This window comes from Cohnella silvisoli, from assembly GCF_021190915.1.
Classification (GTDB): domain Bacteria; phylum Bacillota; class Bacilli; order Paenibacillales; family Paenibacillaceae; genus Cohnella; species Cohnella silvisoli.
On the sequence record NZ_JAIOAP010000003.1, the window covers coordinates 205,233 to 231,363 of the forward strand.

Annotated in this window: 22 protein-coding genes; all 22 read left to right on the top strand. The window is 53.0% G+C overall.

From position 1 onward, the window contains the following. Positions 1–14: 14 nt before the first annotated feature. The 22 genes from K7P76_RS07640 to K7P76_RS07745 all read left to right on the top strand — a co-directional run bounded on the left by K7P76_RS07640 (position 15) and on the right by K7P76_RS07745 (position 26,059). On the top strand, positions 15–1,499 hold the full coding sequence (locus K7P76_RS07640; RefSeq protein WP_232184638.1) for a glutamate synthase subunit beta: 1,485 nt from the start codon (positions 15–17) through the stop codon (positions 1,497–1,499). A 783-nt stretch (positions 1,500–2,282) separates the two neighbouring features. Further along, a complete protein-coding gene (locus tag K7P76_RS07645) occupies positions 2,283–3,257 on the top strand; it encodes a glycoside hydrolase family 88 protein (protein ID WP_232184639.1) in 975 nt (324 codons plus the stop codon). Then, a complete protein-coding gene (locus K7P76_RS07650) occupies positions 3,254–4,222 on the top strand; it encodes a PfkB family carbohydrate kinase (protein WP_232184640.1) in 969 nt (322 codons plus the stop codon). Before K7P76_RS07645 ends, K7P76_RS07650 begins: the two co-directional genes overlap by 4 nt. A 22-nt stretch (positions 4,223–4,244) precedes the next feature. Further along, positions 4,245–5,288, top strand: a complete 1,044-nt coding sequence (locus tag K7P76_RS07655) for a zinc-dependent alcohol dehydrogenase (protein ID WP_232184642.1) — start codon at positions 4,245–4,247, stop codon at positions 5,286–5,288. A gap of 58 nt (positions 5,289–5,346) precedes the next feature. After that, positions 5,347–6,333 carry an SMP-30/gluconolactonase/LRE family protein gene (locus K7P76_RS07660; protein ID WP_232184643.1) on the top strand — a complete coding sequence of 329 codons (987 nt, stop codon included), beginning with the start codon at positions 5,347–5,349 and terminating at the stop codon, positions 6,331–6,333. A 12-nt stretch (positions 6,334–6,345) separates the two neighbouring features. Next, on the top strand, positions 6,346–7,332 hold the full coding sequence (locus tag K7P76_RS07665; RefSeq protein WP_232184644.1) for a phosphoglycerate dehydrogenase: 987 nt from the start codon (positions 6,346–6,348) through the stop codon (positions 7,330–7,332). A 1-nt stretch (position 7,333) separates the two neighbouring features. After that, on the top strand, positions 7,334–8,272 hold the full coding sequence (locus tag K7P76_RS07670; protein ID WP_232184645.1) for a shikimate dehydrogenase family protein: 939 nt from the start codon (positions 7,334–7,336) through the stop codon (positions 8,270–8,272). Positions 8,273–8,313: 41 nt separating this feature from the next. Beyond that, positions 8,314–8,925, top strand: a complete 612-nt coding sequence (locus K7P76_RS07675) for a glucose-6-phosphate isomerase (RefSeq protein ID WP_232184646.1) — start codon at positions 8,314–8,316, stop codon at positions 8,923–8,925. Positions 8,926–8,937: 12 nt separating this feature from the next. Further along, on the top strand, positions 8,938–9,918 hold the full coding sequence (locus tag K7P76_RS07680; RefSeq protein WP_232184647.1) for an aldo/keto reductase: 981 nt from the start codon (positions 8,938–8,940) through the stop codon (positions 9,916–9,918). 152 nt (positions 9,919–10,070) lie between these two features. Beyond that, entirely contained in the window at positions 10,071–11,849 is a 1,779-nt protein-coding gene (locus tag K7P76_RS07685; protein WP_232184648.1) for a cache domain-containing sensor histidine kinase, read from the top strand. A gap of 16 nt (positions 11,850–11,865) precedes the next feature. Beyond that, complete coding sequence (locus K7P76_RS07690; RefSeq protein ID WP_232184649.1) at positions 11,866–13,188, top strand: response regulator; 1,323 nt, start codon at positions 11,866–11,868, stop codon at positions 13,186–13,188. A 9-nt stretch (positions 13,189–13,197) separates the two neighbouring features. Continuing rightward, complete coding sequence (locus K7P76_RS07695) at positions 13,198–13,491, top strand: helix-turn-helix transcriptional regulator (protein ID WP_232184650.1); 294 nt, start codon at positions 13,198–13,200, stop codon at positions 13,489–13,491. A gap of 108 nt (positions 13,492–13,599) precedes the next feature. Then, positions 13,600–14,991, top strand: a complete 1,392-nt coding sequence (locus K7P76_RS07700) for an ABC transporter substrate-binding protein (RefSeq protein ID WP_232184651.1) — start codon at positions 13,600–13,602, stop codon at positions 14,989–14,991. Positions 14,992–15,069: 78 nt separating this feature from the next. Further along, positions 15,070–15,951, top strand: a complete 882-nt coding sequence (locus K7P76_RS07705) for a carbohydrate ABC transporter permease (RefSeq protein WP_232184652.1) — start codon at positions 15,070–15,072, stop codon at positions 15,949–15,951. Then, complete coding sequence (locus K7P76_RS07710) at positions 15,951–16,796, top strand: carbohydrate ABC transporter permease (RefSeq protein WP_232184653.1); 846 nt, start codon at positions 15,951–15,953, stop codon at positions 16,794–16,796. The genes K7P76_RS07705 and K7P76_RS07710 overlap by 1 nt, the downstream gene beginning before the upstream one ends. Before the next feature lie 320 nt (positions 16,797–17,116). Beyond that, complete coding sequence (locus tag K7P76_RS07715; RefSeq protein WP_232184655.1) at positions 17,117–18,226, top strand: glycoside hydrolase family 172 protein; 1,110 nt, start codon at positions 17,117–17,119, stop codon at positions 18,224–18,226. Between the two features lie 32 nt (positions 18,227–18,258). Then, on the top strand, positions 18,259–19,380 hold the full coding sequence (locus tag K7P76_RS07720) for a glycoside hydrolase family 183 protein (protein ID WP_232184657.1): 1,122 nt from the start codon (positions 18,259–18,261) through the stop codon (positions 19,378–19,380). An 87-nt stretch (positions 19,381–19,467) separates the two neighbouring features. Beyond that, positions 19,468–20,907: an ABC transporter substrate-binding protein gene (locus K7P76_RS07725; protein WP_232184658.1), complete on the top strand. Its 1,440-nt coding sequence runs from the start codon at positions 19,468–19,470 to the stop codon at positions 20,905–20,907. A 74-nt stretch (positions 20,908–20,981) separates the two neighbouring features. Beyond that, positions 20,982–21,869 (top strand): carbohydrate ABC transporter permease, encoded by an 888-nt coding sequence (locus K7P76_RS07730; protein ID WP_232184659.1) that lies wholly within the window; start codon positions 20,982–20,984, stop codon positions 21,867–21,869. Positions 21,870–21,892: 23 nt separating this feature from the next. Further along, a complete protein-coding gene (locus tag K7P76_RS07735) occupies positions 21,893–22,720 on the top strand; it encodes a carbohydrate ABC transporter permease (protein WP_232184660.1) in 828 nt (275 codons plus the stop codon). 29 nt (positions 22,721–22,749) lie between these two features. After that, entirely contained in the window at positions 22,750–24,999 is a 2,250-nt protein-coding gene (locus K7P76_RS07740) for a DUF6259 domain-containing protein (protein ID WP_232184661.1), read from the top strand. 67 nt (positions 25,000–25,066) lie between these two features. Next, the gene (locus tag K7P76_RS07745) at positions 25,067–26,059 is read left to right on the top strand and encodes a zinc-dependent alcohol dehydrogenase family protein (RefSeq protein ID WP_232184662.1); all 993 of its coding nucleotides are present in this window, start codon (positions 25,067–25,069) and stop codon (positions 26,057–26,059) included. Positions 26,060–26,131 lie beyond the last annotated feature (72 nt).

The window sequence follows — 26,131 nt, forward strand, 5'->3', positions numbered from 1 at the left end:
ATGGAGGGGAAACGATGGGGAAATCAACCGGTTTTATGGAGTTTAAGCGGGAACTGCCTCCCGAAGCTGATCCTTTAGAACGCATCCATCATTGGGAGGAATTTCAGCGCAAAGCAGCGGAAGAACAATTAAGGGAGCAAGGCGCTCGCTGCATGGACTGCGGAATCCCATTCTGCCATACCGGACAGATCATCAACGGAATGGCCGCCGGCTGCCCGGTCAACAATTTGATTCCGGAATGGAACGATCTCGTATATCGCGGATTATGGCGCCAAGCGCTGGAACGTCTGCACCAAACGAACAACTTTCCGGAGTTTACCGGAAGGGTTTGCCCGGCTCCTTGCGAAGGCTCATGCACGGTCGGTTTATACGATCCGCCGGTTACGATTAAGAACATCGAGAAGGCGATCGTCGACAAAGGGTTCGCGGAAGGCTGGATCGTGCCCGAGCCTCCGGAAGTCCGTACCGGTAAAAAGGTTGCCGTCATCGGCTCCGGACCATCCGGTTTGGCCTGCGCGGCGCAACTGAACAAAGCGGGTCACTTAGTAACCGTATACGAACGGGCAGACCGGATCGGCGGCCTGCTTATGTACGGAATTCCGAACATGAAGCTGGATAAGAAAACAGTCGAACGTCGAGCAGAGTTGATGAGACAAGAAGGGATTACGTTTGTGACGGGGACGGAGATCGGTAAGGATATTCCGGCCGCGCAGCTGCTCGAAGAGTTCGATGCCATCGTCATGTGCGGCGGCGCAACGAAAGGCCGCGATTTGCCTATCGAAGGCCGCGAATTGAAAGGCATTCATCTCGCGATTGAGTTCCTGCATAAGAACACCAAGAGTTTGCTGGATTCCGAGCATGCCGACGGCCAGTATATTTCGGCCGAAGGCAAAGACGTCATCGTCATCGGCGGCGGAGACACCGGCACGGACTGCGTAGGCACTTCGTTGCGCCACGGCTGCAACAGCATCACGCAGTTTGAGATTATGGCGAAGCCTCCGGAATCCCGTGCCGCCAATAATCCGTGGCCGCAATATCCGCGCGTATACAAGCTGGATTACGGTCAAGAAGAAGCCAAAGCGCTGTACGGAAGCGATCCTCGGCAATACTTAATTTCGACGAAACGTTTTGTCGGAGATGAGGAGGGCAACCTGAAGGAACTGCACACCGTCGGCATGGAGTGGAAGGTGGACGAGAATGGCCGATTCGGACCGGTGGAAGTCCCGGGTACGGAGCAGGTGTGGCCGGCACAGCTGGTCATGCTGGCGATGGGTTTCTTAGGACCGGAAAGCACGGTGCTCGATCAACTCGGCGTGGAAAAGGATGAGCGGTCCAATGCCAAAGCAGAATACGGCAAATATGCGACGAACGTTGCGGGTGTGTTCGCCGCAGGCGACATGCGCCGCGGACAAAGCCTAGTCGTATGGGCCATCAACGAAGGCCGCGAAGCCGCCCGCGAATGCGACCGTTATTTGATGGGGGATACTTTGCTGCCTTAAATAGAAATTCCACTAGACGCTTCCCCAAATAAGGAGTTTTTCGGAGAAATAGCGACCCCCCGGGGTCGCTATTCTCTCTTGTAGGGGGATGCCGCAGGGGAACATGGACTCATATAGTCGCACGGAGCAGTAAAACCACCACCACCACCACCACCACCAATAGGTTCAGAATCTGGACTTACAGCAACTCAGACCCTTGCCACGCGCGAATTACTCGAATATTTAGAACAACTCCCCGCCACAAGCCCCGACCACGTACGAATTACTCGAATATTTAGAACAACTCCCCGTCACAAGCCCCGCCACGCACGAATTACTCGAATATTTAGAACAACTCCCCGCCACAAGTCCCTGCCCGCACGAATTACTCGAATATTTAGCACAACTCCCCGTCACAAGCCCCGGCCCGTACGAATTACTCGAATATTTAGAACAACTCCCCGTCACAAGCCCCGATCACGCACGAATTACTCTAATATTTAGAACAACTCCCCGCCGTAGAGCACCAAAACTACCAATAGGTTCAGAATCTGGACTCACTGAGTCGCACGGAGCATCAGAAGTGCGCGGAATTGGATCAGTAAGGAGAAATCAGTGAACGCCTCCTTATGAACAGCATATGGACAGAATGCGTAAGGCTTATCGGATTCGGGGAAAATCGAACATCTAATAAACGTACAGGTATTGCGAAAGATGTAGGGTGCCATCTAACGCCGCATATCTTTATCATGAATGGTATAACGGGTGAGACCGCCTTTCATACGGGAGTGTGATGGATAGCAAATGGGATATGGAAAAAAAGATGACGATACGGTCATGCGCAGAGTGAAAATGGCTCTATTAAGCATGCAACGATACTCATGGGAGCAAGGAGTCGCCGCTCAGGCCATGCTGGAATCGGGCGACTCGGAAACGGCGTTCTTGCTGGCACGGGACGCGGTCATCCGGCAAGACGCTTCGGGTAAACTAGGTGTCATGAACGACGGTTACTCCGTCACGGATTCCGCGGCGAACGGGGAAGCGGTGCTCCGATTCGCAACAACGACGGAAGATCCGCTCTTCGTTCAGGGAGCGGCTAATATGCTGGATTGGCTGCTTCATCAAGCGCCGCGATCGGACGACGGCGCGTTATACCATGTCGTCAATAAGCCGGAAATTTGGGTGGACTCTTTCTATATGGCCCCGCCGTTCCTAGCGATAGCCGGCTATTGCGATCAAGCGGTGCTGCAAATCGAAGGGTATCGTAAACGTCTATGGAATCCGAAGGCCAAGCTGTTCTCGCATATTTGGGACGAAGGGGCACAGGTTTTCGTTCGCCAAGCCCATTGGGGCGTTGGCAACGGTTGGGCGGCTGCAGGTATGGTAAGAGTATTAGCCGCGTTGCCCGATTCGATGCAAGAGGATAAAAGCACAATTTCCGGATACGTAAAGGAAACGATCGATGGATGCCTTGTTCATATTCGGGAGGACGGACTGTTTCACGACGTGGTGGACGACAAAGATACTTTCGTGGAGACGAACGCGGCGCAGATGCTGAGCTACTCGATCTATCGCGCTGTCGATTTGGGCGTATTGGACGGGAACTATTTGGAGTACGCCGAACGGATGAGACAAGCGGCGCAAGAGAAAGTGGACGACCATGGATTGGTGCAGGGCGTATGCGCGGCTCCGTTATTCGACAGGTCCGGGACGGCTCCGGAAGGCCAAGCCTTTTATTTGCTCATGGAAAGCGCCGCGCGTGGGAGGGTGAGGACATGACGCTTGACGTGATCTGTTTGGGAGAGCTATTGATCGATTTTGTTTCCACCAGCAAGAACGAGACTTTAGTCGACAGTCCCGGGTTTGTGAAAGCCCCAGGCGGGGCGCCTGCCAACGTCGCGGTAGGGGTCGTAAAGCTGGGAGGCCAAGCCGGATTCATCGGTAAAGTCGGACTCGACCCGTTCGGGACCTACTTGAAGCAGGTTCTTGACCAACTGAGCGTGGATACCTCCTATTTGGCTTTCGATAAAGAGGCGAGGACGACTCTTTCTTTCGTGGCCCAGAATCCGGACGGAAACCGGGACTGCATGTTTTTCCGTCATCCGGGGGCGGATATGCGCCTGAAGCCGGAGGATATCGCTGAAGACTATATAAGCCGCGGGAAGATCTTTCATTACGGGTCGATCAGCCTGGGAAGCCCAAGCAGCAAAGCCGCCACGCTTAAGGCATTGGAATATGCGCGGGCACATCAGTTGTTTACCTCCTATGATCCGAATCTCCGCATAGATTTATGGAGCGATCCCGAGCAAGCCCGCAAAGAGATTAACGATGGATTCCGGTATGCGGACTTCGTGAAAATCAGCGAGGAAGAGTATGAATTTATTACTGGCTGCCGAAGCGTAGAGGAATGCGGACGTTACATTCTTGGCAAAGGCGCCAAGCTTGTCGTTGTCACTCTCGGCAAGAAAGGCTGTTATTATTCGAACGGACGCATAAGCGGCTACGTCAACGGATTTCATGCGAACGTCGTGGAGACGACGGGAGCGGGCGATGCTTTCGTAGCCGCGATGCTCATGAATATCGCAAATTTAATTAAGGATGGCGATTTAGATAAATTAGCCGATGAAGAACATTTGCGAGGTCTATTGCGGTTTGCGAATGCGGCCGGGGCTTTAGCGACGACGGGAATCGGAGCGATTCCTTCGCTGCCTTTCGCGAAGGACGTCGAAGCTTTGCTCGTTTAATCCCGTTAAGGAGCTGTGGGCGATGAGAAGCTTGATCGTGGACAAGGAAGGAAACTTATCGGTTCAAGAGATAACCAAGCCGACCTTCGGGGAATATCAGGCTTTGGTGCAGATGGTTAGCTGCGGAATTTGCCGCGGCACCGATACGAAGCTGATTCACAGGGAATTCAAGGGGTTCGATAAGTACCCGGCGGCGCTCGGGCATGAGGGCGTCGGACGCGTCGTGGAAAAAGGAGCCCGGGCGCGCCATCTCCAGATTGGGGATCTGGTGCTGCTGCCATTCCTTGAAGGTAATATTGATGGCGTTCATTCCGGCTGGGGAGCGTTCTCCGAATACGCGGTCGTAGCGGATAGCCGGGCAATGGTCGAGGACGGCAAAGGGCCGGGCGACCCGGCCTTTTCCGAGGCGTATTTCGCCCAGCAAGTACTGCCCGCCGACATCGACACCGTCACGGCGCCGATGATCGTTACGTTCCGTGAAGTGCTGAGCGCGTGCAAGCGATTCGGTTTCCGGTCAAACGCAAGTCTCATCGTGTACGGAGCGGGGCCGGTCGGCTTAACGTTCTTGACGTTCGCCAAGCTGCTCGGCATGGGCCCGGTTATCGCTTCGGTCACGAGCGACGCCAAGGTGGAAGAAGCTCTGCAAGCCGGGGCGGATTATGCCTTCAACAGCAAGAAATGCGACATCCTCGCGGAAGTTAGGAAAGTGTGCGGGAACGGCGTCGATTTCTCCGTCGACGCGGTCGGCAAGAACGAAATCATCAATCAGAGTATGGAACTGCTCGCCCCCTACGGGCACATTTGCTGTTACGGTATTTCGGCGGAAACGCAGATGACGCTTGACTGGAGCAAAGCCCCCTATAACTGGCATCTGGATTTCATTCAATGGCCGTCGAAGCTTGAGGAATCGGAGAGCCACCGTCAAGTGATGAACTGGATCTCCAGCGGCGTGCTGAAGCCAGAGGCTTTCGTTTCCTCCGTCTTCGGCTTCGACCGGATTCTCGAAGCATTCGAGCTTGCCGGCCAAGGCAGCGGGTTAAGGAAAACCATCATTACTTTCGAATGATCGAATCGAAACGAAGAGAAGCGCGCGGCGCTTATATCCGATAAGGAGGAATCATCTCATGCCAACGTCAAGACTATTCGCTATTTTGCCGGAACAATACGTCACGACGCCGGACGCGATGGCCATCCATTCCGACGGCGACTTGATCGTGTCTTGTCCGAATTTCGCCGATCACTCCCGTCCCGGCTGCCTCATCAAGATCGATCGCGATCAAAGGGTCCGTAAATGGATCGAGGTACCCGTTCACGAGGATACCGGCATCGCTTGTCCGATGGGCATCGCTTTCGGCCCGGACGGCGATCTCTACATTTGCGATAACCAAGGATGGTCGGGCTCCGAGAAGGGCCGCTTTAAAGGCCGGATCCTGCGGCTGCGCATCGAAGGAGACAGAGTCGTTCGCACGACGGTCGTCGCCGAAGGAATGGAGCATCCAAACGGCATTCGCGTCCGCGGTTCTCATCTATACGTAACGCAAAGCGTGCTGACGCTAGTGAAAGATCCGACAGGTCTGCTGCGGAGTTGCGTCTATAAATTCGGCTTGGACGATGAAGGCATCCAAATCACGAACACGTTGGATGATCCGCACATGCTCACGACTTTCCTCACTTTGAACGAGAACGACCAATACGGTGCGGACGGAATCGAGTTCGACCCGGAAGGCAATCTGTACGTAGGCAATTTCGGCGACGGAGCGGTTCATAAGATCACTTTTAACGCCGACGGCAGCGTAAAGGACAATGTCGTATGGGCAAAAAACCAGGAGCAGTTGCAGACGACGGACGGCATGATCATGGACGACGCAGGCAACCTGTATATCGCGGACTTCTCCGCGAACGCGATCGCCAAAGTTTATCCCGACGCCACGGTTGAAAGATACGCTTCAAGCCCGGATTCGAATGGGCTGAAGGGTGAGCTTAACCAGCCTAGCGAACCGATTATCTGGAACGGCAAACTCGTTATTTCCTGCTTCGATCTCGTGACCGGTCCCGGCAAGGTGAACTCGGGGCACGAGCTGCCAGCGACGCTGTCGGAATTGGATTTGTAAGGGAGCCTTAAGATGACAACGGCAAAAGGAAAAGCAAAGTCAAAGCCAAAGGTGCTTATCACGCCCAAATCGTTTGCCAATTATAAAGATACAATCTATCCGATCATAGAAGCGCAAGGCTATGAGATTATCGAGAATCGGCTCGGAAGAACGATGACCGAAGAGGAAATCATCGGGATCGCATCACTAGGAGTCGTCGGCATTATTATCGGAATCGATCCGCTGCCGGCTAACGTTCTGGAACGCTGCGTCGATCTTCGCGCGATTTCCAAGTACGGTATGGGCATGGACAACATCGATCTGGATAAAGCACGAGAGCTGAACATCGAAGTCCGCAACGCGGCGGGGACGAACAACGTATCCGTGGCGGAGCACGCGATCGGCCTTCTATTCGCGGCAGCCCGCAGAATTTCGCAGAACGTGGCCGATGTCAAGCGGGGCAATTGGCAAAGAGTGATGGGAATCGAGCTGACGGGCAAGACGATCGGTCTAGTCGGCGGCGGCCAGATCGGCCGGGAGGTTGCCCTCAGGGCGAAAGGAATCGGCATGCAGGTCATGCTCTACGACCCGTTCCTGCGGGACGAGGCATACTTGACGGACAACGGCATTCGCCGCGCGGAGCAACTTGAAACGCTGTTGGAACAATCCGACGTCGTATCGCTCCATCTTCCCTACACGGCCGATACGAAACATCTGATCAACGAGCGGACGATAAGCCGCATGAAAAGGTCGGCGCTGTTGATCAACACGTCCCGCGGCGAGCTCGTCAATGAAGACGCGTTATACGAAGCGTTGGCCAGTAATCGCATAGCCGTAGCCGCACAGGACGTATTCTCGGTAGAACCCCCCGAAGCTGGCAACAAGCTGCTTGGGCTCGATAACTTCTTGCTGACTTCGCATACCGGGGCATTCACGAAGGAAGCCGTCGAAAGAATGGCCACCGTGTCTACGCGAAATTTGCTGGAAATGCTCGCAGGGGCTAACGAAGGGAGCAACTAAGATGTTATCGCTAAGCAAAGCAGACCGGCCTACGCTTTATTTTATCGGCGTGACGACGGGCCAATCCTCGATCATGAAGCTGTTTCCGCTCTGGGCGGAAGCGCTCGGTCTTCAAGATGCCGTCATTCGCGGCATAGATATCGGCATTCATGCCGATCCGGCGGTTTACCGGCAAGCCGTGGAATTCATCAAGAACGATGAGTTGTCCCTTGGAGCGCTTGTGACGACTCATAAAATCGATTTGTACCATGCGGCCAAAGATTTGTTCGACTATCTGGATCCATATACCGAGATGTTCGGAGAGCTGTCGTGCATATCCAAGAAGGACGGGAGGCTGGAAGGCTACGCCAAAGACCCGATCTCAAGCGGATTGGCGCTTGAGGCGTTCGTCCCGGACAATTATTGGAACAATTATAGCGGCGAACTGTTCGTCATGGGCGCGGGAGGCAGCGCGATCGCCATCTCCGCTTATTTGCTTGATCCGTGCAAAGCAAGCCGGCCGACCAAGCTTATCGTCTCCAACCGGAGCAAGCATCGGCTTGACGAGATTCAGCGGATTATGGGAGACGTCGCTCCGAATATCGATGCGGAATATCATCTGACGCCGAAGCCGACGGACAACGATGCGATCCTGAGACAGGTCAAACCGTACTCTCTCGTTGTTAACGCTACCGGGCTTGGCAAAGACCAACCTGGCTCTCCGATTACGGACGACGGGCGATTCCCGCAGAACGGTTTGGTATGGGAGCTGAATTACCGGGGGGCGCTCGATTTCCTACATCAGGCCAAAGCCCGGGAGGAAGCCGATCGTCTTTACGTCGAGGACGGCTGGATTTATTTTATACATGGCTGGACGCAAGTCATCGCCGAAGTTTTCCATCTAGGCATCCCGGAACACAAATTCGCCGAGCTTGAGCGTATCGCGGGCAGTCTGCGTTAGTAGATTGCTTATGGCATCAAGGCCAGAGGGGAGTGTTATTCATGAGTATGAGCAACAGCAACGGCAACGGCAGCGACATCACCACTATTCCATTCTCCGCTCATTTCGATCTGTTAAGCGGCTTATCCAAGGACTACGCTTCCACGAAACGGCCGCTGTCTCGCATGGCGGGTATGTACGAGGATGCCGACGCATTCAGCAAACAAGTCGCCGAGGGCGATCCCGATATCTACGAATTTTACGAGCTTTCGATGCCGGAATCGCCAAACGAATTGCTGTTCGGCACCAGTATCGTATACCCCGGTAAAGTCGGTCGGGAATATTACATGACTAAAGGCCATTTTCACACGATTCTGGATACGCCCGAAGTTTACTATTGTCTTAGCGGCAGAGGGTACATGCTGATGGAAAATCCGGAAGGCGAATGGAAGGCGGAGCGGTTTGAGCCGGGCCAAGCCGTATACGTGCCGCCGCGATATGCGCATCGCAGCATCAATGTCGGCGATGAGCCGCTCGTCACTTTCTTCGTCTACCGGGCCGATTCCGGGCACGATTACGGGACGATCGAGACGAAGGGTTTTCGCAAGCTGATCGTCGACGTGAACGGGGGAGCGGAGATCGTGGACAATCCTAAGTGGAGCCAAGAAGGATAGGAGGCGTTGGAGATGGAATATACGTATTTGGGACGTACCGGAATGAAGGTCAGCCGGCTTTGTCTAGGTACGATGAACTTCGGCGTATTGACCAACGAGAAGGAAGCTTTCCGAATCATGGATGAGGCGCTCGACGCTGGGATTAACTTCTTCGATACGGCGAACATATACGGCTGGGGAGAAAATGCGGGCGCTACGGAGAAAATCATCGGCCGATGGTTCGCGCAAGGAGGCCATCGTCGGGAACGCGTCGTGCTGGCGACAAAGGCGTACGAGAAAATAAGCAATCCGTTGGACGGTCCGAACGACGAGAAAGGGTTATCCCTTTATAAGATTCGCCGTCACCTGGAAGGCTCCCTGAAAAGACTTCAAACCGATCATGTGGAGCTATACTTCATGCATCATATCGATTGGCGTACCCCATGGGAAGAATTATGGGAAGCGCTGGAGGGAGCCGTCAGGCAAGGCAAGGCGGATTACATCGGCTCAAGCAATTTCGCCGGCTGGCATTTGGTCAAGGCGCAAGCCGCCGCCAAAGAACGGAAGTTCATGGGGCTGGTCGTCGAGCAGCACATATACAGCCTGCTTAACCGTACCCCCGAGCTCGAAGTTCTGCCTGCGGCAAGCGACCTCGGCCTCGGCGTCGTCGCATGGAGCCCGCTTGCCGGAGGCGTTCTCGCCGGCAACGCGTTGAATCCGAACATAAGCAACCGGACAGCCCAGCAAGCGCATGTTATCGGCAAGCATCGGTCGAGCCTTGAAGGCTTTTCGGCGTTATGCCGGGAACTGGGCGAGAAGGAATCCAACGTCGCGCTCGCTTGGGTGCTCGCCAACCCGGCGCTTACCGGACCGATCATCGGTCCGCGCACGGTCGAGCAGCTCCGGGATGCGCTCCGCGCCGTCGAAATCAAGCTCGACGAACCGACGCTGCAGCGCTTGGACGAATTGTTCCCCGGTCCCGGCGGACCCGCGCCGGAATCGTATTCTTGGTAAAAGCGGTCCACAGCGGCGCGCAAAACGAATTAACCGTTCCAGATGATCCAAGCCCGTTTCCTTCGCCGGAACCGGGCTCTTGCTTCTTTTTGTCCCGGCGGCGAAACTAGAACTATAATGGAATGAACTCATGACGATCGGGAGGAACGGTTATGTTTGCAAGCTTGAAAAACTGGTACTTGGAGATGCCGATCCGGTCGAAATTCCAGCTATGGTTCCTTCCGCTGCTCATCGTCACATCGGGAAGCATTGGGTTTTTCTCCTATAAGACCGCTTCAGACCAGGTGCTGCAGAAAGTCGCCCAAGCGCAGGACAACATTTCCTCCCAGACGATCTCTCACCTCGACTATTTGGCCAAGGACATCTACGACATTTACAATTATTTATCGCTTTCTTTGGAATTGCACGAGTTGCTGTCGCCCGAGCCTTCCTTTAATTCCGCAATCGTCGTCAACAATATGATCAATCGGCTGCTGAGCACGAGGCAATTTTTCCAATCGTTGCTCATCTTCTCGGAAGGGCATCAGACGATCAAGTTCAATAGCCTGAACAACAACGAAATTATCAGTTTCGAGGAATACAAGAAAAGCAAGATCTACAAGGACACCGTGAACGCGGTCATCAAAGGAGCTTGGGGAGTAGAGGAAGGCCCGCTCAAGCTGTTCATCGGCGACCAAAGGCGCAAAGTGTTCTATAGCAAAGTTCTCGTGAATCCGGGCAATTTCGAGAAGGAAGGCCTTCTCGTCATCGGGATGACCGAGGCGGATTTCCGCCAATCGTTCGGCCGCGCCAAAGATAACGTGGAAATCGTCGTCGTAAACGGCGACGGGACGATCCTGTCGGATTCCGCGGGCAAGTGGAGCGGGAAATCGTTCTCGGACCTCCCTTATTACAATCATGATTCCATCGGCAATGTCGATTGGTCCGCCCATGACAACAAGTGGCTGATCTCGCACTCGTCATCCGAAGTGACGGGCTGGCACGTACTTGTCATACAGCCTCGAACGGAAGAATTAAGACAGTTGAATACGATTCGCTGGCTCACGTTCGGGTTCGTGCTGCTCATTCTGCTCATTAACGCTCCAATCAGCTGGACGATATCATGGTTGTTCTTGAAGCCGCTCAAGCGAATATTGAAATCGATGCGCGAAGTGCAGGCCGGCGACTTCAGCCAGCAAGTCGAGGTCACCCTGCGAGATGAAATCGGCCAGTTAGGCAAAGGCTATAATATTATGATCACGAAGATCAGAGAGCTCATCCAGGACGTATACGAATCCGAATTGTCCAAGAAGGAAGCGGAGCTCAGGCTGCTGCAATCGCAGATCAACCCTCATTTTCTATACAACACCTTAAACTCAATAGCTTGGATGTCCTACCGCGAAGGAGCGGAGAAAACCGCGGATATGATCCAGAAGCTGTCCGTCTTCTTCCGTTACAACCTTAGCCAAGGGGCCGATGTCATTACCCTCGAGAAGGAGCTGACGATCGTTGAGAATTATTTATATCTCAGCAACGTTCGATTCGCGGATAAGCTGACTTATTCCGTCGAGGTCGATGAGCATCTGTCGGATCTTCTGATTCCGAAGCTTATTCTGCAACCGCTAGTAGAGAACGCGGTCGTCCATGGCATCGAGCAGATCGAGGAGCAAGGCTTCGTCCACGTTACGGTACGGGATATTGAAGGCACGCTGCATATCGAGGTCACCGATAACGGCATTGGCATCGATCCCGAGACGCTCGACCGATTGCGCGCGGCCTTACGCTCGGAGAAGCGGTTCGTCTCTGCCGATGATACCGGCGGCTTCGCGCTCCTGAACGTACGAGATCGATTGCTTAATCATTTCGGAGATAGGATAACGATCGAAATAACGAGCAAGCAAAGCGTCGGCACGACGGTTAAACTGATTATCCGCTTAGGCGAACCGGTGTAAACAAGGAGTAATGTCCATGTATAAGCTGTTGATCGTGGAAGACGAGCCTTCTTTCCGCGAAGGCATTCTGACGATGATAGATTGGGAATCGGAAGGCATTCGCGTCATAGGCACCGCATCGAACGGGCGCAAGGCTCTGGAGATGATGGATTCGGAGATGCCGGACATTCTGCTGACCGATATTCGGATGCCCCAGATGTCGGGATTGGAGTTAATCGAGGAAACGCAGAAACGCGAGATCGATTTAATTCCGGTGCTGCTGACGGGCTATAGCGAATTCGAGTACGCCCAGAAAGCATTGAAGCTAGGCGTATTCGATTATATTCTCAAGCCCTGCAACCCTAAGCAGGTGCGCGAGGTCATCCTGAAGGTAAAGGACGAATTGGTTCGGAAAAGGAGCCAGGCGAGCCAAGTCAATCGGCTGGAGCGCCAATGGATGGCCAACGCAAGAACGATCAAGGAAGACAAGCTGACGAAATGGCTCAAGTCTGCGCCCCGCAACCCCGAAGAACGGATCGCGGAAATAGCGGAATACGGCATCCGGATTACGAATAAGCCGGCGATGGTTATCGTCTTCCGATTCGATTCCAAGGAATTGAACGCGCTTGCTTACGAGGAGAATGACCTTCACCTGATCCGATATGCCGCCTCCAACATTATGGAAGAAAGCATCGGGGACCGGTTCACCGGCCGGCATGAGCTATTGACGCTGGAGGATCAATTCATCTTGCTCGCCAACGTGCCTGGTGAGGCGATTCATTCAGACATTCAATACAGCCTTGAATCCGTGCAGCGCAATCTATCCGCATTCTTGAAAGTCAGCGTGAGCATCGGGGTTGGGTCCATGACTACCCTGCTGGAGCTGCATCGCTCCTACAAGGAGGCTCTGGGGGCGCTTTCGAGGCGGTTTTTCTACGGGGGGAGCGGACTGTTCGTCGCCACGGAGGCAACGGAAGAGCCTTCTATCGCGACGGAATCCTCCAAGTTCCAGCATGATTTCGCCGAATTGGAGCGACAAATTCGCGGGTTTATCGCGGAAAGCAATTACGCCGATTTCGTCAGCGGGGTGGAGGAGTGGCTGGATAGCTTCAGGGAGCGAGGGTTGTCGATATCGCGAATCCATTTGCATACGTACTCCCTCATAGACGGGCTGATCAAGGAAATCAGCTCAAGCCCGCAAGAGAACATGAAAGAAGCGATCGAACAATTCGAGTCCTACGCGGGGCTTGTGCAGCGACTGGAAACGTTCGAGGAGCTGTCCACGATGATGACCGTCGTCATCCAGAAATTCGTCGAGCTTAAGAACGCCAAGAAACCCTTGCACAAGACGATTCATTAAGTTATCGAATTGATCAACGAGAAGTACGACACGAACTTAACGCTCAAATCGATCGCCGAAGAGGTGTTCATGTCGCCCTCCCATCTGTCTACGCTGTTCCGCCAAGAGATGGGCATTAATTTTCTGGACTACCTGCACCAGCACCGGATCGAAAAAGCCAAGCAATTGCTGAGGGAAAATAACGAGAAGATTTATGCGGTTGCCCGTCAGGTTGGATATTATGATGAAGCGCATTTCGTTCGTTTCTTCAAGAAATGGACGGGGATGCTGCCTTCCCAATATAAAAAACAGAAAGGGTTCTAATAAACGTACAGCTTTACAGAAGAATGTCGGGTTATGCCTTGGAAACGCCTAATTTATACTTAAAAATGTAGCACGAATTCACAATACAATTAGGTGGAGGGGTTCGTTTTGAGAAAGCTTATTAGCATGTTGGCTATTATTATGGTTTGTGCCCTGGTTGTATCGGCTTGCGGAAATTCGAACAAGAACTCGGGTTCGAGCAACGCGGGAACGAGCAGCGAATCCGCATCGGCTAGCCCGTCCCCATCGGCCAGCCCGTCCGGCGAGCCCGGCAAGCAAGTGGAATTCAAGTTTTTCAGCAATAACCCTGACCGTACAGGCGGACAAGGCCTTGCGGAGCAGAAGCTGATCGATCAGTACATGAGCGAGAACCCGAACGTGAAGATCACGGTCGAAACGTTGTCTCCCGATCCGCAGTTCCAAGACAAACTCAAAATCTATAACGCTTCCGACAAGCTTCCGGACGTGACGATGATGTGGGGACAGAAGCGCTACCTCGAGCCATTGGTGAAAAATAACGCGTTGGTTGCGTTCACGAAGGAAGATTTCGCGGGCCAAGGCTTCATCGACGCCGCATTCGACGCGTTCACGATGGACGGCAAAATCTACGGGATTCCGAAAAATACCGACTTCCTAGTTCTCTACGCGAACAAGAAGCTGCTAGCCGACAACGGCTTGGAGCTGCCGAAGACGGAAGCCGACCTGTTCAAAATCACGGAAAAGCTCAAAAGCGCGGGCATCGTTCCGATCGCGCTCGACGGAAGGGATTCTTGGCCGCTGGCCTTGCTATTCGACGCCGTCGTAGCTCGTAAATCCGGAGGATTCGATCTGTATCACAAGGCGATCGATCGCACGGGCTCGTTCAATAACCCGGACGTTATCGCTTCCGCGAAAAAGATCCAGGACATGGTGAAGTCCGGAATGTTCGGCGACGGATTCCTGAACTTGGATTATGGCGGAGCAAGAAACTTATTCGGTCAAGGTAAAGCCGCTATGTATCTGATGGGCGAGTGGGAAATGGGCATCTCTTCCGACGCCAACTTCCCTGAGGACGTGCGCAACAACTTCATAGCCATCCCTTGGCCGGCTTCCGATGACGGCAAAGGCAAAACGACGGACCTGCTCGCTTGGTTTGGCGGCGGTTACAGCGTGTCGGCTAAATCGGAGAACACGGCGGAAGCGAAGAAGTTCGCGATCTGGCTGTTCCAGAAGCAAAACTGGGCCAAAACGGTGTGGGAAAACGGCATTACGTTCCCTGCGCAAAACTATGACGAGTTCAAAACAGGCAAAGAAACGCAAGTACAAAACGATCTCACAAGCATTCTTAGCACATCAACCGTATTCAGCGGCGCGAACTCGCAGGATTTATTCTCCACTTCCACCGCGAAGAGTTACCTGGACGCGATTACCGAGATGATGGCTTCCAAGACGACGCCTGAGAAGTTCGCCGAGAAAATCGACGGCATAGCCGAGAAATCGCACAAAGAAATGAACCCATAAGACTATCGAGCAGAAAAATGGAGCAAAACGGGAAAGCGTGTTTTGCTCCATTTTTCAAAACGAAACGGAATGGTGAGCATGAACAAACTTTGGATGGAAAAACGGAATATCGCTCTGCTGATTGCTCCCGGGTTGGTGTTCATTCTCGGATTGATCTTATTGCCGACGGCCGTTGCCCTTTATTTAAGCTTTACGAACTACGACGGAGTCGATTACCATTCCGTCGGAATAAGCAATTACGCCGAAATCTTTTTCCATGATCCGATTTTCTGGAAATCGCTTCGCAACGCCGTATTACTCGGGATCGCTTTTATCGCTTTGCAGCATCCTCTCGCTATCTTCATGGCGATTTTGACTACCTATACGGGCAAATGGGAACGCCCATTGCGAATTATTATTTTCATCCCGTCGATCATCTCGACTTTCGTCACTTCGCAGATGTGGGTCAGTTTGCTGAACGTACAGTTCGGACTCTTAAATAGAATGCTAACGGCGGTCGGCCTCTCCTCATGGAAACAGGATTGGCTCGGTAACCCCGATATCGCGATATATTCGATTATTTTCGTCGCCATGTGGCAAGGCTTCGGTTATGCGTATTTGCTCTACTACGCAGGAATTAAAGGCATTCCGTCCGAGCTTTACGAAGCGGCAATCGTCGACGGGGCGAGCAAGTGGCGCTACAACAAAAGCATCGTGCTTCCGCTCTTGTCGCCTGTTATCCGCATAAACTTCGTGCTCGCGATCGTCTCAGGGTTCAAACAGATGGAAACGGTATTCCTGATGACGGGCGGCGGACCGGCCAACAGCACGCAGTTTCTGGGAACCTACTTGTATTCCAAGGCATTCCGCGACGGCATGTTCGGCTATGGGAACGCGATTTCCATTCTGTTCATTATTTTCTGCCTCGTGGTGACTTTGATCATGAACCGCTTGCTCAAGAAAGACATAGGTGAATTCTGATGGGAACAACAACGAAACTCAGCGCGCGTTTATCTAGAATGGTCCTTTTCCTTGGGTTAGCGGTCGTCGTGATTTTGCAAATTTTCCCGCTCGTATGGATGATCAACTTCTCTCTCCTGAAGAGCGGCGATTTCTTCGGCGACGCCCTACTGAAGTGGCCCGATTCGTTCCAATGGGTGAACTACAAGAACGCTTTCACGCTTGGCCACGTACCCGCGTACTTGCTCAATAGCGCCATCGTCGCGGTTGTTGTCATCGTCGTTACTGTAATCGTATCGCTTATGTTAAGCTACGTCATCGCGCGGATCGATTGGAAATGGAACGTTTATTTGTCGGGGTTGGTCATGGTGTGCTTGATCGTTCCGATCTATTCGACGCTGCTGCCGAATTTCTTCATCTTCAATAAAATCCATTTGATCGACAACTATTTCTCGCTGATTTTGCCGAATATCGCATTTCTGATTCCGCTCAGCGTGTTCATCTTCATCGGCTTTCTTCAGACGACGCCGCGGGCGATCGAGGAAGCGGCCGTTATTGACGGACTGAGCCTGATCGGAGTCGTTTTCCGGATCATTATGCCGATTTCGAAACCCGTGATCGCTTCCGTGGCCGTGCTTGCTTTCTTGAACACGTGGAACGAGTTCATTATGGCGATCACGTACATTAACTCGGACAAATACAAGACGCTTCCGTTCTCTCTTATCCAATTTACCGGTCAATACGCATCCAACTACGGAGCGCAATTCGCGGTCATGACCTTGATCGCCCTGCCTTCCGTCATTCTATACATGCTTTTCACCGACCAGATCACGAACAGCTTGACGGCGGGTGCCGTTAAAGGTTAAGCCGGATGAGGCAAATATACGAGGCAGCGTGGAAAATTATCCTGCGTTGTCTCTTTAGCGTCGGCGTTCAACGTTCCCGAAGTCCGCTAAAAAAGCGAAATATTTTTGATTCGGAGCCGTTGACAACAAAAAATAATAGCTATAATATGATTGTGTAATCGATTACACAATTGAAGCGTTAAACAAAGAGTACAGCAAGCTGTACGAATATTTAGACAGCGGTGGCAACGATATTATAAAAAGGTTGAAGGAAATCATATCAGGTTTATCATGATCAATGTGCAATCGATTGCAGATTTCGACAAAAGGAGCTCTCGTACATGGACATTCAACAAAATCTATCCTCCTTAAGCCTTGCCAGATCGGGCAAAAGAAAACGGGAATCCAGTTACGACCGCACGGGGGGGAATAAAGACTTTTACACGATATTGCCAGGCGAGAACAAACAAATATGCCGAATTCAAGGCTCGGGAGCCATTACGCACATATGGATGACGATGGCAACGGACGGTCCTAGGGAAGAAGAGTTTTTACCTCGTAAAATCGTTATGAGAATGTACTGGGACAACGAAACGGAACCAAGCGTGGAAGCGCCGATCGGGGATTTCTTCGGAATGGGCCACGGGCTGACGAAAAATTATACGTCTGCGGCGTTGATGATGAGCCCCGAAGACGGCAAAGCCTTTAGTAGTTTTTTCCGTATGCCGTATGCAATCGATGCCAGAATTGAAATCGAAAGCGAAGCGGAAACGCCGATCAAATTTTATTTCTATATCGATTACGAGGAGTACGACAAGCTGCCGGAAGGCGAGCTCCGGTTCCATGCCCAATGGCATAGGGAATGTCCTACGGAAGGCATATCCGAACAAGGGGTCGACAACGCTCACTACGAATTCGGCGGAAAGAACACGAGCGGAGAAGGGAATTACGTCATTCTGAACGCTGTGGGCAAAGGCCATTACATCGGTTGCAATTTCAACGTTCATAACTTGCGCGAAACCCGCGAATGGAATTGGTACGGAGAAGGGGACGACATGATTTTCATCGATGGGGAATCGTGGCCGCCTACCTTGCATGGAACCGGCATGGAGGACTATTTCAATACCGCATGGTGCCCCCAGCAGGAAGTATGCACGCCTTACCACGGCATCATTATGGGCGGCGGTCCGAATTGGAGCGGGAAAATCTCGACTTACCGTTACCATATTCTCGATCCCATCATGTTCGACAAGAGCATCAAAGTCACGATCGAGCATGGCCACAACAACCATAGGAGCGACGATGTTTCCTCGACGGCTTATTGGTACCAAGAGGAGCCGCATCAAGCGTTCGCTCCACTGCCGAAAGTCGAGCGGCGCTTGCCGCTTCCCGACATCAAGCCATTCGATCAGGCTAGCTTAAACAAAATTTTCGGCCATTCGAACCCGTAACCCATACCGGCAACAGGAGAGGGGGAAACTTTTTGAAAATCAAAATCGGAATTACGGCTGCTGCTCTTATCCTATTATTGACAGGGTGTACGGGCGGCGGGGCTAAAGTCAATCCGATGCTGGAAGCGAAGGGTAAGGAATTCGTCCTGAATGGTATAACGGGTCTTCAGCAGGTGGCGCAACTAACGGGGGCGGATTCCCCGAACAAGACGGACCGCTATACCGTGTACGGCACTGACCTTGGGTCTATGATCAACGCGGGCGACCGAACTTATTTCGTCTTCGGAGATACGTTCGGCGAACGTCCTCCGGATATGACCGGCGGCGGGGGCAGCTTCTGGCGCTCCAACACGATAGCATACTCGACCGACAAAGATCCGGCAAACGGCATTACCTTCGACGGAATGATAACGGACGAAATCGGCATCGCCAAGGAACTGATTCCTTCCGCCAAGATCGATTATAACGAGATGACCACGATTCCGACGCACGGCTTGTACGCTAACGGGGCTTTGTATTTATACTACATGTCGGTTAATCACTGGGGAGATCCCGGCAAATGGGACGCCAATTACGCGAGCGCGGCCAAATCTACGGACCAGGGACAGAACTGGACGAAGATGGACAACTTGAAATGGCCGGGGGACAGCAACTTCATTCAGGTAAGCCCTTTCAAAGTGGAAATCGACGACGAGAACTCGGAAATATATTTCTGGTGCATTCCTTCCGGACGTTACGGCGGCGTGCAATTGATGAAAGTAAGCGAGGCAAATGTGGAAAATATGGCCGAATATCGGTATTTCACGGGTTTAGACGATAAGGGGGCTCCGGTATGGGGTGCCGACATGACCAAAGCCAAGACGGTAGTGGAGGATTCGGTGGGTGAATTGTCCGTCGTATGGAATTCCTATCTGGAAAGATGGCTGTTGACTTATTTGAACGAAGGCAAAGGGGTTGTCATTCGCGAGGGGCTCACGCCTTGGGGGCCGTGGGGCGAGGCGATCGATCTAGTGAAGGCTGCGGACCATCCCGGCTTGTACGCCCCTTTCATGAACGACCGGTTTACGGGCGATGGCGGTAAAACCATCTACTTCACTCTGTCGTTGTGGGATCCCTATAACGTCTTTTGGTTCAGAGCTTCATTGAATAAATGAAAGCGGATTCAAATCGTGAAAACCATTCATTCGGTTTAAGCGCTTAGCGTTTAAATAGCATGATCACAAAAAAGGGAGGATTCACACATGCAAGCAAAATGGGGAAAGTCCAAGTCATGGACGGTACTGTTATCGGTTTTGATTATTCTAGCGCTAGTTGTTTCAGCATGCGGCGGTTCAAACAACAAGGGTTCAAGTTCTAGTCCTTCAGCTAGTGCTAGTTCTAGCAGTCCAAGCAGCTCGCCAAGCGCGAGCGGCGAGCCCGAGCCTTCGGCATCCGAAAGCTCGGCTCCGGCCGAGAAAGTGACGATCGAGTTCTGGCAGAGGTCATTCGAAGAAACGACGAACAAGTGGTTTAAGAAGTATGTCGACGAATTCAATAAATCACAGGACCAAATCCAAATCAAGTACACGCTCGTCCCCGGCGAAGCTTGGGATCAGAAGATGAAAGCCTCCCAGGCAGCAGGAAAAGCTCCGGAAGTCTATACGATGAACTATGGTGGAATCGCGAATGCCGCGAAGCTGGGACAGATTTTGCCGCTTAACGATCTGATGGACCCGGTCAAATTCGACGACATCTACGACAACGTCAAAGAATTCATTACGGCAGGCGGCAAGTATTACGCGTATCCGAAGCTGGTCGAGCCGTCCGCGGTGCTCTACTATCGCAAAGACCTGTTCCAGGCAGCGGGTCTCGATCCGGAGAAACCACCGACCACGTGGGCGGAACTGCTCGAAGACGCCAAGAAGCTGACCGGCAAAGGCGTATTCGGCTTCTCGACGGCACAAGTCGCGGGGGATTTGGGCTGGTCCAGCTGGGGCCTTCAGTTCGGCACGTCCGGCCATGAGGCGCTGACGAGCGACTGGTCCAAAGCCGATATCAACAACGACGCTTACAAAGCGGTATTCAAATTCTATCAAGACGCTTACCAATCGGGCGTCATGCCGAAACAGGCGCTGGCTCCGTACCCGGACATGAAGCCGTACGGCGAAGGCAAAGTTGCGATGCAAGTGAACGGTTCCTGGGCGATTGGCCAGCTCCGCAACTCCTACAAAGATAAATTGGAAAAAACAGGAATCGCCCCGATGCCGTCCCAAAGCGGCGACCCGGCAAGCGCGACGGCAACGCTCGGCGGTTGGACGCTTGTCGTGGACGGCAAAGCCAAACATCCGCATCAAGCCGCGGACTTTATCTCTTACCTGCTCGCAGGCGACCCGGCCATCATGATCGATTTCTTCAAGACGTCCGGCTTCTCGAAGTTCTCTGCGCGCAAGTCGGTAGACGAAGCGATGAAGAGCGATCCGGACGCATCGAAGGACGCATGGCGAGCGCTCATCGCCGAGAAGATCATTCCGAACTCCAAGGCGGAGCCGATCTACCCGTGGGATGTCAGCATGGCTGTCTCTACCGGCATCGAGTCCGCGATGAAGGGCACGTCGGTCGACAAGGCGATTGAGAAAGCCGAGAAGACGATTAACGACTTCATCGCCAATAACAAGCTTGCCGGCACGAACCCGAAACAATAATGCCGATCATAGCGTCCGGGGACGAACGCCGTCCCCGGATGTTTTGCCGGAACCTGTAACCGGAGGTGAACCAGATGTTCAAAAAGAACTTTCGCCACGACAACTTGGCGGCATACGCCATGTTGACGCCAATCCTTCTCGGGTCGACCATTTTCATCATCGTTCCGTTCGCGTACGCGATTTATATCAGCTTCTACGAATGGGGTTTCTATCAAGCGCCCGTGTTCGTCGGCTTCAAAAATTTCTATGTCAACCTGACGGACGAATTGTTCACAAAAGCGATATGGACCGGGCTTAAATTTACGCTGTACGTTCTACCGACCCAACTCGTGCTCGGCTTCCTGTTCGCCAACCTCGTCAAGGGGCTGAAAGGCAAGTTTGCCAGCTTCGTGAAGGCGGCCATTTACATCCCGACCGTCATCGGCCTTATCCTTGCAGGCGTCATTTTCCTCTTTATTTATGATTACCTCGGCGGATTGGCCAATTATGTCGTCGGTTGGTTCGGCTTGGAACCGATCGCGTGGCTCGCGGAAGTAAGGACCGCGCTGCCGGCCATTACCGTTCCGGCTATCTGGACCGGCTTCGGGATCACGACGCTCATCATGCTGGCAGGCTTGCTTGACATTTCGGAATCGTACTACGAAGCGGCCGAGATCGAAGGCGCCGGTACGTTCGGCAAAATGCGGCACATTACGCTGCCGCTCATGCGCAACATCATCCTGTTCCTGCTCGTGACCGGCTTCACGGCCCAAATCTCCCAATTCGAGCTGCCGTGGGTCATCACGAACGGGGGTCCGGTCAACGAGACGGCAACGCCGAACTTCTACATTCTGCAGCATTTCCTGAACGACGTCCTGATCGGCAGATCGATCGCAGCGGCCCTCATGTTCTTCGTCGTACTCGGTGCTATTTCGCTCGTCATTTTCAAAGTATTGAATTCCGAAAAAGCGGTCGACGGTTAAACGGACGGGAGGAGGTAAACGCAATGCGAAAGTCAACGTGGACATGGAGCCGAATTTTCACCACCATCCTATCACTGGTCGTCACGGGCATTACCATTTTCCCGCTCGTCTGGATGGGGCTCGCCGGATTCAAGTCGCAGGAAGAAGTGCTGGCGGCTCCTTTAAAGTTTTTTCCGACCGTATGGCACTTCGAAAATTATACGAGCATCTTACACGATCCGCTGTTTCAGAAGGCGATGGGCACCACCTTCCTCGGCGCCATTACTTTCATGATTCTGAGCGTGGCGGTCAACGCGGCCGCCGCTTATGCTTTTTCAAGACTGGAGTTCAGTTTCAAGAAGTTCTGGTGGGTTTACGTCATGACCACGTATTTTATTCCGGGATTCGCGATCACGATTACGTCTTTCGTAGTCGTATCGAAGCTGGGCATGCTTGACAAGCTGGCGGTTCTCATCCTGCCGGGCGTTGCGTCCGCTTACAGCATGTTCTTCATCCGGCAGTTTTACTTGAATATTCCGCTGGCCCTCGAAGAAGCGGCGCTCATCGACGGGGCGAACCGGTTCCAAATCTTCACCCGCATCTTCCTGCCGATGTCGCTGCCTCCGTTCGTCATTATCGGGATCGGCGCTTACCTGGGGTACTGGAACGCTTTCGTTTGGCCGGTGATGACGATGACGAACGAGAACTGGTTCCAGATTGGCCAATACATTTTCAACTTCCGTTCTGGCCGGGTCGCCGAGATGCATCTGCTGATGGCGAGTTCCTTCCTGGCGGCGCTCCCGACGGTCATTCTGTTCCTGATCTTCCAGAAGTACATCGTCGCGAATCTCAAGATGTCGGGCTTGAAATAAACGAAATCGGGATTGGAGGCCGTAAAAGCATGATCGTACTGCATAACGGGCGAATCCGGCTGGAGTTGAACGCAGCCGACGGTTCGATCCGCAGCCTTCGCGATTTGCGTAAAGGCATTGCGTATTCGGAGGATTCGGCGGGCGGTGAACCGTTCCGCCTGGAAACGGACGGAGGCTTCAGCGGTTCGTTCGAGGCTTTCGAATGGCGGGAGGACCGGATGGAATCCGGGATCCAAACCGTTTCGCTGACATGGCGCACGCCGAGTGGCGTTACCGTTCGGGCCGAAGTATCCCTTGCGGCCGAAGCAGACGAGGCCCTGTTTCGATGCTCCGCGGACAACGGCTCGGATGAACGTCTGCTTAGTCTGGAATATCCGATTATTCCGGATCTTCGCACGATTACCGAAGACGGGAAAGATGATTACATTGCGCATCCGTTCGCGACCGGGTTCAAGGTTCGCAATCCGATGAAACTTTTCGTTCATGACGGGCTCGGTCAGCGATTCATGCCTTATCCGGAAAGCTTCTCCGGAGCTTCGATGCAGTTTTTCGCTTATTACGGGATGAACAAGGGTGGGCTCTACTTCGCGGCAATGGACGGTGAAGGATACGTCAAATGGCTCAATTTCTATAAGAACGCAAATGGGCTATTGGAAGCTTCCTTCATTCATGGGTGCGAAGATATGGGAGCGGGCAAGGGGATCTATCCCGATTACGCGGTTCAAGTTGCCCTGCTAGAAGGTAGAGATTGGTACGAAGCGGCGGATTTGTACAAGGGCTGGGCGGAACGGCAAGAATGGTGCAAACGGGGTAAACTCGCAGAACGCGGCGGTGACGTTGCGGGGAAGTGGCTTCATGAAGAGATGGGCGTTGCGACTTTCGGCATTAATGCGGGTGCGGATAGAACGCCATGGCTGCGCAAGTACCATGAGTTTATCCGGACACCGATGTTCCACATCCTCGGCCCGGACTGGACCCATGCGCCGCAAACGTTTTACAAAGGGGTTCCCGGCGGCTTCGACGACTGGTTCCCGACGAAATTCAACCCGGACAACATCGCTTGCATGAAGGAATACGGTGATCGTTTTGCTCCGTTCGAATTCGATTATCTCTATCATTTCGAAGGTGCAGACGGTGAATTAGGGAAAGCCGCCGCTCAGAAGTTTCCGGAAAACAAAAAAAGCATAGACGCTTATGCTTTTCCCTTTCTTTGTCCCGCCCATCCGTATGCGCATGAGTTTCACGTACGCCGCGACGAAACGCTTCAACGGACGGACGACGTGGATGCCATCTATTACGACATTTCCGCGAACAACATCTTGAAAATATGCATGGACGATACGCATGGACATCCCATTGGAGCGGGCAAAACGATCGAGGACGCCTATCGCCGGAATTTCGCCGATACGAAAGCGGCGATGGCCGCCGTCGCTGGACGGTATGTGCCGATGGGAACGGAAATGATGAACGAGACGCTGCTCGATCTGATCGATTATTACCAGGCGCGGGCCGGAGGACAGCCTGCCGCCCCGTTGGAAGGATGGCCAATCCGCGATCTGCTCAAGACGGGCGATGCTGAGCTTATTCCGATGTTCTCCTACGTTTATCACGAGTATGGCGCTATGAGAATGGACGGCTGGGGCAAACTGGTCGAAGAAATCGGCGAGCTCTATTACTTTACGGTTGCCCGAACCTATTTGTGGGGTGGTCTATACGAACTGAATTACGAATATAGTCCGATGGAAGCGTTGGACGGGCATGAGAATACAATAGGTAATGCATTGGAAAACGCATCGGAGGAGCATTATTATCCGTTCGAGCCGCGGGGTTACGCATTTTCAGCGGAGCGAGCGCGATATTTGGCCATGTTTGCCGGTTTGCGAGTCGGTTCAGCCAACAAGTATTGGGCTTACGGACGGATGCTGCGTCCGCTTGAATTCGAAAACCCGCGAATCCGCATGGATTGGTTCCATTATAATCACGGCAAAGAGACGAAGGAATATAATGATTCCGGTAAAATGACGGTCGATGCCATCGTCCATTCGGCTTGGCGATATAAGGATGAAAGTGTTGGTTTGTTTTTCGCCAATGTGAGTGAAGAAGGGTGCAAGGTAAGCGTGCGACTTGATCCGGTGAAGTTCGGGATGAGCGAGGCGAGCGCCCTGTTGTTCATTGGTGATAGGGGCCATGCGGATAACTTCGAGCTGTCCCGGTCACCATCCGGCGAAGCCGAGTTTCATATTCCGGCCAGAAGCGTCGTTATGCTTGAATTGACGTAACGGCGGATGCGACCGCACCACGAGAGACGAGATCATAGTTTAATCAACAGGGGAGAGGTGCTGTGAAATGAAAGCGCTGGTTATGGAAAAACCGCATCATGCGGTCGTTAAAGAAGTGCCCGATCCGAAACCGAAGCCGGGAGAAGTGGTCATTCAGGTGGCGCAGGTCGGCATTTGCGGAACGGATTTTCATATATTCGAAGGAGAGTTTCTGTCGCCGTATCCCCTTATTCCAGGGCACGAATTTTCGGGGACAATTTATGAAGTGGGTGAAGGGGTTGAAGGCTTCCGCGTCGGTGACCGGGTGACGGCCGATCCGTCGCTGTTCTGCGGACGATGTGTCTATTGCCTGACTAATCGTGGAAATCAGTGCGCCGATTGGGGAGCTCTCGGGAACACGGTGAACGGAAGCATGGCGGAATACGTGGCAGTACCTGCCCGCAACGTCGTGAAGATTCCGGATGCGATGTCCTTTGCGACAGCGGCGTTTATCGAGCCGATCGCCTGTGTCGTGCATGCGATGAATCGGCTTCAGCTGCAAGTCGGGCAATCCGTTCTTCTTTTCGGCGCGGGGGCGATGGGGCAGCAGCTTGTACAGGCGTTGTCCCGGGCGGGCGCATCGCGGCTTGCGGTCGTCGACGTTTCCGAGAGCAAGTTGGAGCTGGCTCGAGTTTTGGGTGCAACAGATACAGTGAACGTTAAAGAAATGGGGAAGCTTGACAGGGAAACGTTCGACGTGGTCGTGGATGCGACGGGTATTCCTTCGGTGATCGAGCAAGCGATGAAATATATGGGCAAGACGGCGAAATACCTGCAATTCGGAGTAACGCCGAAAACCGCGCAAATCCGGTTGAATCCGTTCGACCTTTACCATAAGGACTGGACGATACTGGGCTCGATGGCGATCAATCATACGTTCCTGCCCGCTTTCGATTGGGTCAAGGAAGGACGAATTAAGATGGAACCTCTCGTATCCAAAGTCATTTTTCTGGAAGAAGTCCCGGAATTCCTGGCGAAGTCCAAGGACCCGGAATTGCTGAAGGTGCAAATTAAAATATGAAAGCTCGGTTCCTAAAAGAAGGGGCTCCCGCAGGTAATTTCGCCTGACCCCGGACTCGTGCAGGCAATAAAC

What these genes read in the sequence shown, in the direction of transcription:
- K7P76_RS07640 (WP_232184638.1), top strand. Translation starts at nt 15, where the DNA reads ATGGGGAAATCAACCGGTTTTATGGAGTTTAAGCGGGAACTGCCTCCC.
- K7P76_RS07645 (WP_232184639.1), top strand. Translation starts at nt 2,283, where the DNA reads ATGGGATATGGAAAAAAAGATGACGATACGGTCATGCGCAGAGTGAAA.
- K7P76_RS07650 (WP_232184640.1), top strand. Translation starts at nt 3,254, where the DNA reads ATGACGCTTGACGTGATCTGTTTGGGAGAGCTATTGATCGATTTTGTT.
- K7P76_RS07655 (WP_232184642.1), top strand. Translation starts at nt 4,245, where the DNA reads ATGAGAAGCTTGATCGTGGACAAGGAAGGAAACTTATCGGTTCAAGAG.
- K7P76_RS07660 (WP_232184643.1), top strand. Translation starts at nt 5,347, where the DNA reads ATGCCAACGTCAAGACTATTCGCTATTTTGCCGGAACAATACGTCACG.
- K7P76_RS07665 (WP_232184644.1), top strand. Translation starts at nt 6,346, where the DNA reads ATGACAACGGCAAAAGGAAAAGCAAAGTCAAAGCCAAAGGTGCTTATC.
- K7P76_RS07670 (WP_232184645.1), top strand. Translation starts at nt 7,334, where the DNA reads ATGTTATCGCTAAGCAAAGCAGACCGGCCTACGCTTTATTTTATCGGC.
- K7P76_RS07675 (WP_232184646.1), top strand. Translation starts at nt 8,314, where the DNA reads ATGAGTATGAGCAACAGCAACGGCAACGGCAGCGACATCACCACTATT.
- K7P76_RS07680 (WP_232184647.1), top strand. Translation starts at nt 8,938, where the DNA reads ATGGAATATACGTATTTGGGACGTACCGGAATGAAGGTCAGCCGGCTT.
- K7P76_RS07685 (WP_232184648.1), top strand. Translation starts at nt 10,071, where the DNA reads ATGTTTGCAAGCTTGAAAAACTGGTACTTGGAGATGCCGATCCGGTCG.
- K7P76_RS07690 (WP_232184649.1), top strand. Translation starts at nt 11,866, where the DNA reads ATGTATAAGCTGTTGATCGTGGAAGACGAGCCTTCTTTCCGCGAAGGC.
- K7P76_RS07705 (WP_232184652.1), top strand. Translation starts at nt 15,070, where the DNA reads ATGAACAAACTTTGGATGGAAAAACGGAATATCGCTCTGCTGATTGCT.
- K7P76_RS07710 (WP_232184653.1), top strand. Translation starts at nt 15,951, where the DNA reads ATGGGAACAACAACGAAACTCAGCGCGCGTTTATCTAGAATGGTCCTT.
- K7P76_RS07715 (WP_232184655.1), top strand. Translation starts at nt 17,117, where the DNA reads ATGGACATTCAACAAAATCTATCCTCCTTAAGCCTTGCCAGATCGGGC.
- K7P76_RS07725 (WP_232184658.1), top strand. Translation starts at nt 19,468, where the DNA reads ATGCAAGCAAAATGGGGAAAGTCCAAGTCATGGACGGTACTGTTATCG.
- K7P76_RS07730 (WP_232184659.1), top strand. Translation starts at nt 20,982, where the DNA reads ATGTTCAAAAAGAACTTTCGCCACGACAACTTGGCGGCATACGCCATG.
- K7P76_RS07735 (WP_232184660.1), top strand. Translation starts at nt 21,893, where the DNA reads ATGCGAAAGTCAACGTGGACATGGAGCCGAATTTTCACCACCATCCTA.
- K7P76_RS07740 (WP_232184661.1), top strand. Translation starts at nt 22,750, where the DNA reads ATGATCGTACTGCATAACGGGCGAATCCGGCTGGAGTTGAACGCAGCC.
- K7P76_RS07745 (WP_232184662.1), top strand. Translation starts at nt 25,067, where the DNA reads ATGAAAGCGCTGGTTATGGAAAAACCGCATCATGCGGTCGTTAAAGAA.